Annotated in this window: 11 protein-coding genes, 1 tRNA gene and 1 pseudogene; 6 read left to right on the forward strand and 7 right to left on the reverse strand. The window is 65.5% G+C overall.

Annotation, left to right across the window (positions count from 1 at the left end; all coding sequences use genetic code 11):
• The 6 genes from RHBS_RS16575 to RHBS_RS16600 form a co-directional block, all read right to left on the reverse strand.
• The coding region (locus RHBS_RS16575) for a DUF2254 domain-containing protein (protein WP_145977532.1) at positions 1 to 1034 on the reverse strand (1034 nt) is incomplete at its 3' end.
• An 81-nt stretch (positions 1035 to 1115) separates the two neighbouring features.
• Positions 1116 to 1703: a class I SAM-dependent methyltransferase gene (locus RHBS_RS16580; protein ID WP_237669291.1), complete on the reverse strand. Its 588-nt coding sequence runs from the start codon at positions 1701 to 1703 to the stop codon at positions 1116 to 1118.
• Positions 1704 to 1715: 12 nt separating this feature from the next.
• On the reverse strand, positions 1716 to 2588 hold the full coding sequence (locus tag RHBS_RS16585) for a hypothetical protein (RefSeq protein WP_128646058.1): 873 nt from the start codon (positions 2586 to 2588) through the stop codon (positions 1716 to 1718).
• 60 nt (positions 2589 to 2648) lie between these two features.
• A tRNA-Arg gene (locus tag RHBS_RS16590) sits at positions 2649 to 2721 on the reverse strand.
• A 68-nt stretch (positions 2722 to 2789) separates the two neighbouring features.
• A complete protein-coding gene (locus tag RHBS_RS16595; RefSeq protein ID WP_128646059.1) occupies positions 2790 to 3512 on the reverse strand; it encodes a DUF305 domain-containing protein in 723 nt (240 codons plus the stop codon).
• Positions 3512 to 4393, reverse strand: coding sequence for a DUF3105 domain-containing protein (locus tag RHBS_RS16600; protein WP_128646060.1), 882 nt, complete (start codon positions 4391 to 4393; stop codon positions 3512 to 3514). The genes RHBS_RS16595 and RHBS_RS16600 overlap by 1 nt, the downstream gene beginning before the upstream one ends.
• A 231-nt stretch (positions 4394 to 4624) precedes the next feature.
• Between RHBS_RS16600 and argS the strand changes: the two genes are divergently transcribed.
• From argS to RHBS_RS30750, 6 genes and pseudogenes are all read left to right on the forward strand, one after another.
• Positions 4625 to 6277 carry an arginine--tRNA ligase gene (argS, locus tag RHBS_RS16605; protein WP_128646061.1) on the forward strand — a complete coding sequence of 551 codons (1653 nt, stop codon included), beginning with the start codon at positions 4625 to 4627 and terminating at the stop codon, positions 6275 to 6277.
• The gene (gene lysA, locus RHBS_RS16610) at positions 6274 to 7695 is read left to right on the forward strand and encodes a diaminopimelate decarboxylase (RefSeq protein ID WP_128646062.1); all 1422 of its coding nucleotides are present in this window, start codon (positions 6274 to 6276) and stop codon (positions 7693 to 7695) included. The genes argS and lysA overlap by 4 nt, the downstream gene beginning before the upstream one ends.
• Complete coding sequence (locus RHBS_RS16615; RefSeq protein ID WP_121873660.1) at positions 7692 to 8993, forward strand: homoserine dehydrogenase; 1302 nt, start codon at positions 7692 to 7694, stop codon at positions 8991 to 8993. Before lysA ends, RHBS_RS16615 begins: the two co-directional genes overlap by 4 nt.
• On the forward strand, positions 8990 to 10057 hold the full coding sequence (gene thrC / locus RHBS_RS16620; protein WP_128646063.1) for a threonine synthase: 1068 nt from the start codon (positions 8990 to 8992) through the stop codon (positions 10055 to 10057). Before RHBS_RS16615 ends, thrC begins: the two co-directional genes overlap by 4 nt.
• Before the next feature lie 19 nt (positions 10058 to 10076).
• The gene (gene thrB / locus RHBS_RS16625) at positions 10077 to 11009 is read left to right on the forward strand and encodes a homoserine kinase (RefSeq protein WP_121873659.1); all 933 of its coding nucleotides are present in this window, start codon (positions 10077 to 10079) and stop codon (positions 11007 to 11009) included.
• A 371-nt stretch (positions 11010 to 11380) separates the two neighbouring features.
• Positions 11381 to 11431: pseudogene (locus RHBS_RS30750) on the forward strand (hypothetical protein); the annotation flags it as partial.
• A gap of 47 nt (positions 11432 to 11478) precedes the next feature.
• On the opposite strand, the gene RHBS_RS30755 reads toward RHBS_RS30750, so the two are convergent.
• The coding region (locus RHBS_RS30755) for a hypothetical protein (protein ID WP_237669293.1) at positions 11479 to 11834 on the reverse strand (356 nt) is incomplete at its 5' end.

An 11834-nucleotide genomic window follows, 5' to 3' on the forward strand; every position in this document is an offset into this window, starting at 1 on the left:
CGCACGGTCCCGTCGGAGTCGCAGCGCGCGCGGTGAGGCCTGGGGCGCTGGACGACCGCGACGAGCCCGACCGAGAGATCGTCGATGGCGTTGCGGGCGGTGTACGGGTCGTTGACTCCGCTCGACAGTGCACGTACCGCCATTTCCGTCATCTGTTCGACGGCGAACGCAATATCGTGCCGAGGCGTTCTACTGGTGCCGATGGCGAACGAGCCTCGAATTCGATCGACCGCGTCCTCGGAGATGTCTGCGGAGCGGTCGGCGAGGATGTCGGCGAGCGGCTCTCCCGCGACGACGTGCTCACCGGGTGCGCGATGGATCTCGACCAGGGTGCCGCTGTCGGTGGCGATCTCGAGCACTTCGTTTTCGTCGATGTCGATGATCACCCCGGACTCCTCGGCGAGGATCGTGGTGTAGACGGGCGGCTTGACGACACCCTCCGCCGAGGTGGCGTCGGTGGGTTGTTCGACTGGGTACAGCTCGTCGACGGTTTCGGAGAGCTCGTCGCGAACCCGGCCGGACAGCGTTGCGACCTGAATCGACTGGGCGATGTGATGAATGAAGTAGACGAGCACACCCACGTCCACGACCGCGAGCGCGACGGCCACGTTGACGGCGATGTCCGGCACGAACACCGATCCGTCGGATTCGATCGAGCGAATCGATCGCAACACCATCAGCGAATACAGGAACGTGGCACCGAAGATGCCGAGCACCACCTGATTGCCACGGTCTGCCATGAAGTTGCGCACCAGGCGGGGACCGTACGAGGAACTGGCGGTGGCGAGAACCGAGATGGTGATCGAGAACGAGGTTGCGGCGACGCCGAGCATCGAGCCGCCGATGGCACCGAGGATGTCGCGGCTGCCACTGGCACCCACGTGGTAGAACAGCGAACCGGTCAGGTCTACCCGGGTGTCGAGAAAGTAGCGATCGAGACTCACCAAAGCCTGCGCGAGCACGAGTGCGACTACTCCGAGGACGGCGGGAATGAACCAGAACGATTCCCGCAGCTTCGCCATGTGTTCCTTCATGACGCACAGTCTTCCCGTGGGCGTCCGAATCAACCCTCGGTATTCGAATCACGGTGATCGAAAGGGTCGATTCGTTTCGTCTCAGGCCAGCAGAGTCGGCTTTCGTGCCACAGTGACGGCCCAGTCCGCGTTGTTGCGCCAGGGCCGCAGATCCCACGTCGAGAATCTGTGTTCGAGGACGAAGCCGACCGCCGCCAGATCCTCGTCGAGCATGGCGACGGTGTACTCGCGATCGGTGGCGAATCCGGTGACGAACACGCCGCCTTCGGTCAGGTGCGCCCAGATGCGTTGAAGCGCTGCGCGTTCGGTACCGGGCTTCATGAAGACGAGTACATTGCCCGCCGCCACGGCCGCGTCGAAGGTCCGTCCCAGATCCAGCGTCGTCAGATCGGCGACATGCACGTCGAGTTCGGGATGTGCGCGCGCTGCCTCGGCCAGAACCGGATCGAGATCCACTGCGGTCACACGGTGTCCGCGTCGGGCCAACTCCACCCCGAGTCGGCCGGTGCCGCATCCGGCATCGAGAATGCTCGACGCGGGGGAGACGACCGCGTCGACCATGCGGGCCTCGCCGTGCAGATCCACGCCGCGTTCGGCCAGGCGGTCGAATCGCTCGATGTACCGCGCGGAATCGTCTGCGGAGTTCTCGACTTGCCAGCGTGTGGTCACCCCCAGGGTAGGTCAGGTCGGTTGTTCTATGGCCGACTGGGCTTCGGCGACCCGGGCGCGGGCCGCCCCGACTGCCTCCGCCGTCGACTCCGCCTGTACGACACTGGCCTCGTTTGCTTCTCGCGCAGCCTGCGCTGCGGCTTTGGCTGACTCCAGTTCGGCCTCGATTCGCTCTACTTCCGCTGCAGCGCTGCGTAGTTCGGACGCCGTTCGTTCAGTCTCGGCCCGGGCTTCGTCGGCTTCGGTTCGCGCAGCATCGAGATCGGATTCGGCCGAGTCGAGTTCGGCGAGCAGTCGGTTCCGCTCGGCCTCGTCGGCTTTCTGCCGGTCGTCCTCGATCTCCGGAGACGCTGGGTCGTCATCGTCGTCGGGCGGGTCGGGAACGAGGGAGAGCAGCGCAGGCCCGAAGCCGCTATACGTTTCGGCCACCACGGTTCTGCCCGCGCGGACGCGGTCGCGTATGTCGGCATCGGCCATCGCTGCGTTAAGGGTGTTGGCGATCTCGCGGGCAGCGTTGTCGCCGACGGTCGCGCCGAGGTCGCGTCCCAGCGAGACTGCTCGATCGGTCAGGGCGCGTATAGATGTGCTTCGAGCAGTGGACAATTCGCGCAGTCGGGGTCCGTCGCCGCGCTGCTGGGCTCGTTCGAGTTGCTCACCCAGATCGAACAGTTCCGCCAGGGCCGATTCGTCTTGCCGAGCGAGTGTGTTCACCAACCACGCCACGACCGTGGGCTTGCGGAGGGCACCGATGCGGGTGGCATCTGCTTTGTTGCCGGCTTTCTTGAACCGGGCGACATATGCGGCGCGATGCGAGACGAAATCGGCGGGAGGGAGTGAGTACAGGTCGTCGACGACGGTCTCGACTCGGGGGAGATTCTCGGACATCGAAGTCCACCGTCTCGTTCGAGCAGCCACCGTACGACGGTGACGTGCGTGAAAGATGTGTGCCCCCGGCAGGATTCGAACCTGCGGCCTTTCGCTCCGGAGGCGAACGCTCTATCCCCTGAGCTACGGGGGCGCACCGGACGAACCGGTGTGCCTGTTGGGCTGTACGAAAGACTAGCGCATGTGCGACGGGAGTCGAAATCACCCCTCGGGCAGCGGCTGCGCACCCTTCTCGGCGAGCATCTGCTTCATCAGCGTCGACTCGCTGGTCTGGGTGGCAACCATGGACTTCGCCAGATTGATCACCGCCGGTGACTGCGCGTGAATCTGCGCGTACTCCATCATCGCCAGGCCACCCTCGTGGTGGCGCAGCATGAGTTGGAGGAACATCACGTCGACGTCCGAGCCGGTGGCCTGGCGAAGAGCGGCGAGTTCGGTCGAATTGGCCATGCCCGGCATGGCCCGGGTGGGATCCGAGGATCCGGGATCCATGGACATCCCGCCCATCGAGTGACCGTGCGAGTCGTCCTCGGCCATCCAGTTCATATAGCCGTCGGTCGAGATCGGTGCTCGATCCCACAGAGCCAACCAACCCTGCATCTGTCCCACCTGGTTCTGCTGCGAGGTGAGCATGTCGAAGGCCAGGCTCTTGACGGCCTGATCGGGAGCATTGGTCAACGCCACCGCGGCCATCTCGATGGCTTGGTTGTGGTGCACGGTCATGTCCTGAGCGAAACCGACATCTACCGAGTCCGCGGCGGGTGCACTGCCGTCGCCGCCCAATGGGCTCTGCACCAGAAAGCCCACGGCAAAGCCGATCGCCAGGACGGCGATCAGCGCCAACGCCACCAGGGCGGTGCGCTGACTCGGCTTGGTCGCGGACGTGGTGGCTGCCGCATCCTCGGTCGGTGTCGGGTCGGTCATCAGTTGGTGGGGATCTGGAGATCGCTCGGCAGCTGCATTCCGCCGGCCCCGCCGGTCTCGCTGGCGTCGGGAGTGATTCCTGCACCGTCCATCGGCACCGCATCCGGGCCGGGCGCGGAGGCATCGAACAGCGGTGGGTTGTCCGGATCGAAGGCGTTGTCACCTGTGCCCGGCACCGATGCGCAGCTGGCACCGACCTCGGGGTAGGCGAAGCGGTTCAGGCGCAAAGCGGAGATGAACTGGCTGATGCGTTCGTCGTCCACGCTGTCCAACTTGAGCTGGTGGCCCCAGGACTGCAGCGAGACCGGGGAGTCGAGGCCGGGGTACGGCGACATCATCATCTGCGTTTCGCCGTCGACGCGATCGGCGAGGGTCTGGACCTGATCCGAGTTGAGATCGTCGGGGTTGTAGGTGACCCAGACGGCACCGTGCTCGAGGGAGTGCACCGCGTTCTCGGTGCGAATGGCCTCGGGATAGACGATTCCCGTGCAGGTGGCCCACACGGCATCGTGCGGTCCACCGAACGGCGGCGACTGGTCGTAGGCGACTCGCTGCGTGCGCCCGACGTGCAGAGCGGCCGGGTACTCCTGCATCGTCACGCCCTCGATGGCCGTCGACGGATCCTGGTTGGCCTCGCTGGGCTCGAACTTCTGCGCCTCGGCTCGGTCCTGGTACTTCGGATACAGATTGATCCCGAGGCCCGCAACGAGACCGACGACAACGACGACACCGGCAACCGTCAGCCAGGGAATCTGCCTGCCCGTAGCAGTGGGCACGCCGCCCTTCTTCTTGCGAGCTGACTTCTTGTTGGCTGCATTGATGGCTTTGTCTGCCTTCGCAGCCGACTTGTTCTGACTGCCTTTGTCGGGACCCGTTGGCATCGCTGTAGTTGCTCTCTCAGTCGAGGAAAGGTGGTGGTCGGTGGCGCTGGTGCTGCGTATCTGCTGGTGACGGCAACATTGGATGAGCGTCGGCGCAGAGCGCCCTCACTGTACGTTCTCTGCCTGAGAGCGTGCTCAGAGCCTGCGCGGACCACGTCGGCCGAGGCTGCTCGCGGGCAGACGGGCAGTGGATGCGAGGACGCCGCGCACCAGCCAATAGGATAGCTACCTGTGACTCCCGCCGATCTTGCCGAACTGCTTCACGCGACCGCCGCGAAGGTGCTTGCCGACCGTGGCCTGGATGCATCCGTCCTCCCTGCGAAGCTGACCGTCGAGCGTCCCCGCAATCCCGAGCACGGCGACTACGCGACCAACGTGGCACTCCAGGTCGCGAAGAAGGCCGGAGCCAATCCTCGCGACTTCGCCGGCTGGCTCGCCGAGGCTCTTGCCGCCGACGCCGCCATCGCCGAGGCCGACGTCGCAGGCCCCGGATTCCTGAACATCAGACTGGCCGCTGCAGCGCAGGGCGAGATCGTTGCCCGCGTGCTCGCGGCAGGTTCGGCATTCGGCAACGGGTCCTCGATGGCAGGCAAGAAGGTCAATCTCGAGTTCGTCTCGGCCAACCCGACCGGTCCGGTTCACCTCGGCGGTACCCGGTGGGCAGCCGTCGGAGATGCACTCGGCCGCATCCTGTCCGCCCACGGGGCAGACGTCACCCGTGAGTACTTCTTCAACGATCACGGCGCTCAGATCGCGCGCTTCACTCACTCGCTCATCGCCGCAGCGAAGGGTGAGCCTGCACCAGACAACGGCTACGCGGGCGAATACATCGCCGACATCGCAGCGCACGTGCTCGCCGAGCGACCCGATGCGCTCGCGCTGGACACCGAGGCGCAGGAAGAGGCGTTCCGATCCGTCGGCACCGAGTTGATGTTCGATCGGATCAAAGCGAACCTGCACGAGTTCGGCGTCGACTTCGACGTCTACTTCCACGAGAACTCGCTGTTCGAGTCCGGAGCCGTCGACAAGTCCGTCGAATACCTCAAGACCTCGGGGAGCCTCTACGAGGAAGACGGGGCCTGGTGGTTGCGGTCCACCGACTTCGGCGACGACAAGGATCGCGTCGTCATCAAGAGCGACGGCAACGCCGCCTACATCGCCGGAGACATCGCCTACTTCCAGGACAAGCGGCAGCGCGGCTTCGATCTGTGCATCTACATGCTCGGAGCAGATCACCACGGATACATCGGGCGGCTCAAGGCCGCCGCGGCGGCGTTCGGAGACGACCCCGAGACCGTCGAGGTCCTCATCGGCCAGATGGTCAACCTCGTCCGCGACGGCGTTGCGGTGAAGATGAGCAAGCGTGCCGGAACCGTCATCACCCTCGACGACCTGGTCGAAGCCATCGGCGTCGACGCCTCCCGGTACGTCATGATCCGTTCGTCCGTCGACTCCAGCATCGACATCGACCTCGCGCTGTGGGCGAGTGCGAGCAACGAGAATCCGGTGTACTACGTCCAGTACGCCCACGCCCGGCTGGCCTCGCTCGCGCGCAACGCCGCCGAACTGGGAATCAGCGCGCAGCAGCCGGATCTGAGCCTGCTCACCCACGAGCAGGAAGGCGAGCTGATCAGGACGATCGGCGAGTACCCACGAGTGGTGGCCAGTGCCGCCGAACTACGCGAACCACACCGGATCGCCCGCTACCTCGAAGAGCTGGCGGGGGCCTACCACCGTTTCTACGGTGCGTGTCGAGTACTTCCACAAGGAGACGAGGAGCCCGGACCTGTGAACACTGCACGACTGGCGTTGGGGAACGCGACCCGGCAGGTCCTGGCCAACGGCCTCGAACTGCTCGGGGTCAGCGCACCGGAGCGCATGTGAGCGCACATCCGGCGGGACCCAAGCATGCCGATGCCCCCGCGAAAGAATCGATGTCCCATCGCCCGGCCGACGCGTCGGAGATGACGACGCTGCCCGAGCAGGTGTGGCCCCGCAACGCCGAGCGCGGTGAGGACGGCACCGTCCGCCTCGCCGGAGTGTCGGTCACCGATCTCGCGGAGCAGTACGGCACACCGTTGTTCGTCATCGACGAGGACGACTTCCGTTCGCGCTGCCGTGAAATGGCCGCCGCATTCGGGGCACCCGAACGAGTGCACTATGCCTCCAAGGCTTTCCTGTGCGGTGAGATCGCACGCTGGGTCGCCGACGAAGGGCTCTCACTCGACATCTGCTCCGGAGGCGAGTTGGCCATCGCGTTGGCCGCCGGATTCCCGGCTGATCGAATTGCCATGCACGGCAACAACAAATCGGTCACCGAGCTCGAGGCGGGCGTGCGCGCAGGCGTCGAACATGTGGTTCTCGACTCCAACATCGAGATCGACCGTCTCGACGGCGTCGCCGGCGCAGCAGGTGTGGTGCAGGACGTTCTGATTCGCATCACCGTCGGTGTCGAAGCGCATACGCACGAATTCATCGCCACCGCGCACGAGGATCAGAAGTTCGGATTCTCGCTCGCCGACGGCTCTGCGCTCGAAGCCGTCCGGCGTGTGTTCGCTGCCGACAACCTTCGCCTCGTGGGACTGCACAGTCACATCGGTTCGCAGATATTCGAGGTCGACGGCTTCGAACTGGCGGCCCACAAGGTCATCGGGCTGCTGCGAGACATCGTCTCGGAGTTCGGCGTCGACAAGACCGCACAGATCTCGACTCTGGATCTCGGTGGCGGCATGGGTATTTCGTACGTGCCGAGTGACGATCCGCCCCCGGTGGAGCAGCTCGCGGCGAAGTTGACCGCCATCGTGGAGACGGAGTCCGCCGCAGTGGGACTGCCTGTTCCGACGATCGCCGTCGAGCCCGGCCGCGCCATCGCCGGACCGGGCACCGTCACGCTCTACGAGGTCGGCACGATCAAGGATGTCACCGTCGACAAGTTGACGCGCAGGCGCTACATCAGCGTCGACGGCGGCATGAGCGACAACATCCGAACCTCGCTGTACCAGGCCGAATACGACTGTCGATTGGTCTCGCGCTCGAGCGATGCCGAGGCCGTCGTGGCTCGGGTGGTCGGAAAGCATTGCGAGAGCGGCGACATCGTCATCAAGAACACATGGATGCCGGCAGACGTCGGGCCGGGCGACCTGCTCGCGGTAGCGGCCACCGGGGCCTACTGCTACTCCATGTCCAGTCGCTACAACCTGCTGACGCGGCCCGCTGTGGTTGCGGTCAAGGACGGGCACGCGCGCCTGATCCTGCGGCGGGAAACCATCGAAGATCTGCTCAGCTTGGAGGTTCAGCCATGACATCGAAGCCGATAGGCGTCGCCGTACTCGGACTCGGAAACGTCGGTAGCGAGGTCGTCCGCATCCTCACCGAGAACGCCGAGGACTTCGAGGCCAGAATCGGTGCGCCACTGGCGATTCGAGGCATCGCTGTGCGGCGAGTCGACGGCGATCGTGGAGTACCGGCCGAGCTGCTCACCGACGACCCGGCAGAATTGGTCGGCCGCGACGACGTCGACATCGTCGTAGAGGTACTCGGCGGCATCGACATTCCACGCAAGCTGGTGCTGTCTGCTCTGGAGAAGGGCAAGTCCGTCATCACGGCCAACAAGGCCTTGCTGGCCGAGTACACCGGAGAGCTCGCCGACGCGGCCGAGAAGTCCCGTGCCGACCTGTATTTCGAGGCCGCCGTGGCCGGAGCCATTCCCGTGGTTCGTCCGCTGATGCAGTCCCTCGCGGGTGATCGCGTGAACAAGGTTGCCGGCATCGTCAACGGCACCACCAACTTCATCCTCTCCGCCATGGACGAGACCGGAGCGGACTACGCCGAAACCCTCGCCGAGGCAGGGCGTCTGGGCTACGCCGAGGCCGATCCGACCGCTGACGTCGAAGGCTACGACGCTGCATCGAAGGCTGCCATCCTGGCGTCCATCGCATTCCACACGCGGGTCACTGCCGGTGACGTCTATCGCGAGGGAATCAGCAAGATCACCTCGGACGATCTCGAAACCGCGAAATCCTTGGACTGCACCATCAAGCTGTTGGCGATCTGCGAGCGGATCGTCACGCCCAAGGGTAAGGAGCGGATCTCCGCTCGGGTCTACCCCGCGCTCGTTCCGCTGAACCACCCGTTGGCATCGGTGAACGGTGCATTCAACGCCGTGGTCGTCGAAGCAGAGGCCGCCGGTCGCCTGATGTTCTACGGCCAGGGCGCCGGCGGTGCGCCGACCGCGTCCGCAGTACTCGGCGACCTGGTGATGGCCGCACGCAACAAGTTCTACGGCGGACGGGGCCCCCTCGAATCCAAGTACGCCAAGCTCAAGGTGGCCCCCATGGGTGACATCCTCACTCGCTACTACGTCAGCATGCAGGTCGCGGACAAGCCGGGCGTTCTCGCCACGGTGGCGGCCGAGTTCTCCAAGCGCGACGTCAGCATCTCCACGGTGCGTCAGCAGGGTTCGGGTGACGGAGCCAGGCTCGTCGTCGTCACGCACCTCGCGGCCGACTCCGCACTGTCCGACACCGTCGCATCCCTCGAGCAGCTCGACGTCGTCGTCAACGTCGCCAGCGTTCTCCGATTGGAAGGCACCACCGTATGAGCGTCCACACCCCCTGGCCCGGTCTGATCGAGGCGTACCGCTCGCGTCTGGCGATCGGCCCGGATTGGAAGACCGTCACGTTGCGCGAGGGCGGCACCCCGCTGTTGCCGGCCGGGCACCTGTCCGAACTGACCGGGTGCACAGTGCATCTGAAGGTCGAGGGACTCAACCCCACCGGCTCTTTCAAGGACCGCGGGATGACCATGGCCGTCACCGACGCGCTCGCCCGAGGCCAGGAAGCCGTTCTCTGCGCCTCGACCGGCAACACCTCGGCCTCCGCGGCCGCCTATGCAGCCAAGGCCGGAATGAGCTGTGCCGTACTGGTTCCGCAGGGCAAGATCGCCATGGGCAAGCTTGCTCAGGCAGTCATGCACGGAGCCAAGATCATTCAGGTGCAGGGCAACTTCGACGATTGCCTCGAACTGGCCCGCAAGACCACGGCCGAGTTCCCGACCATCGGTCTGGTCAACTCCGTGAACCCCGTCCGAATCGAAGGCCAGAAGACCGCGGCCTTCGAGATCTGCGACGCCCTCGGCGACGCACCGGACATCCATGCACTGCCGGTCGGCAACGCAGGCAACATCACCGCGTACTGGCGCGGCTACTCGGAGTACTTCCGTGACGGTCTCACCACGCGCAGGCCGCGGATGCTCGGAGTCCAGGCCGCAGGTGCCGCTCCTCTGGTTCACGGTGCGCCGGTGAAGGATCCGGAAACGATCGCCACCGCGATCCGGATCGGCTCGCCCGCATCCTGGAACGGTGCCGTCAACGCCAAGGAAGAATCGAACGGAGCATTCCGCGCAGCGACCGACGAGGAAATCCTCGAGGCGTACCGATTGATCGCGAAGACCGAGGGCGTGTTCGTGGAGCCCGCCTCCGCGGCCAGCGTCGCCGGTCTGCTCGCAGCTCGGAAGGAAGGCTGGCTGGAACCGGGCCTGACCGTCGTGTGCACGGTCACCGGAAACGGCCTCAAGGATCCCGACACAGCGCTGTCGGGAATGCCTGTCGTAGAACCCATCTCGGTCGATCCCGTCGCTGTCGCGGCTGCGCTCGAGCTGGCCTGAGTTGACGGAATCTCCGGCAATGACGACGACACTCCCCATCGGGCTCACGGTCACCGCGCGCGTTCCGGCGTCCAGTGCCAACATCGGACCCGGATTCGACAGTCTCGGAATCGCTTTGGGGCTGTACGACGAGATCGAGGTCACGACCACCGCGTCGGGACTTCGAATTCACGTCGACGGTGAGGGTTCGGCGGACGTGCCGTGGGGTCCGACGCATCTGGTGGTGCGCGCCATCGAGCGGGGGCTCGAAGCTGCCGGAGTGTGGGCCGACGGTTTGGATGTCCACTGCCGCAACGTGATTCCGCATTCGAGGGGGCTCGGTTCCTCCGCGTCGGCTGTGGTCGGTGGCCTGGCTGCCGCGAATGCGCTGGCCGCGAAAGTGGATCCGTCGCTCGCGCTGTCGGAGGGGCAGCTCGTCCAGCTGTCGTCGGAGTTCGAGGGTCATCCCGACAACGCGTCGGCGAGTTGCCTCGGCGGTGCGGTCGTGTCCTGGAGCGAACCGCCCAATGCCAGTGTGACGGCGCGGAACTACGCAGCCGTGCGGCTCGAGGTGCACCCGAGCATCAAGGTCGTCGTGCTCATACCGTCCGAACGCTCGTCGACGTCGCACACCCGGGGACTGTTGCCCGAGTTGGTGCCCCATCGTGACGCGGCCTTCAACGTCAGCCGAAGTGCACTTGCGGTGGTGGCGCTGACCGAGCGTCCTGATCTGTTGATGTCCGCGACGGAGGACCTGCTGCATCAAGGCCAGCGCGCCCAGGCGTTGCCCGACACCACTCGCTGGATCGCCACCTTGCGTGCGCGGTCCATCGCAGCCGTGGTGTCCGGCGCGGGCCCGACGGTCATGGCGCTGTGCACCGAGGAGTTTCCGGCCGATCTGCGCGAGGCTGCATCGGCCGAGGGGTGGCGGGTGCTCGACCTCGACGTGGCCGACGGAGTCACCGTCGCGTGACAACCGACGAGTAGGGTTCTTGCCGAGTGGGGACAACGGCGCTATGGTGAACCCTGTCCGTACATCGTGCGCTTCAGACGCCGGTTTCGTCAGGGCAATCAGGTCGCTGTATTCGGGGGATTCAAACGTCCGAGTGATGTGACGCTCCTGACTCGATCCTCCCCGCGGTTCTCTGCGGTCTCGGATCGATGGTGTCGTCGACGGAGTGCGTCGAACATGAACGGCAATATCCGAGCTCGGCAGAACGCCGAACTGCGGAACGAACCCTCGGCTGCGCATCGAGCGAGCGAGGGAAGGAAAGGACCTCCGTGACCGATACGGAACTAATCTCTGCGCCCGAAACGTCACGCCGACGTGCAGGCCTGTCCGGAATGGTTCTCACCGAGCTGCGCAGCCTCGCTGGTGAACTCGGTATCAAGAGCGTTTCCGGTATGCGCAAGGGCGATCTGATCGCTGCGATTTCCGAGCGTCAGGCGGGCAGCGCACCGGCCAAGTCGGACGCGCCGATATCCGACGCACCGAAATCCGACGCACCCAGGTCGCGTCGTTCCGCTGCATCCGCGCCTGCCGTCGAAGATCGGCCGGCAGCCGAGGCGGCACCGAAGCAGTCGGCTCCCGAAGCGCCGTCCTCGGACGCACCCGCGACGCAATCGGGCGATTCTGCCGATACGGCTCCCGAGACGGGTCGCCGAACACGCGGACGTCGTGCCGCAGGTCGCGCGCCGGTGCTCCCGATCAACTCCCACTCGAGGACAGCAACGATTCGGCCGGATCCGCTCCCGCGGCGACCGATTCGCCCGCAGCCGCGCCGCAGGCCGAGAAGTC

The sequence above is a fragment of the Rhodococcus sp. BS-15 genome, assembly GCF_000813105.1.
GTDB lineage: Bacteria > Actinomycetota > Actinomycetes > Mycobacteriales > Mycobacteriaceae > Rhodococcoides.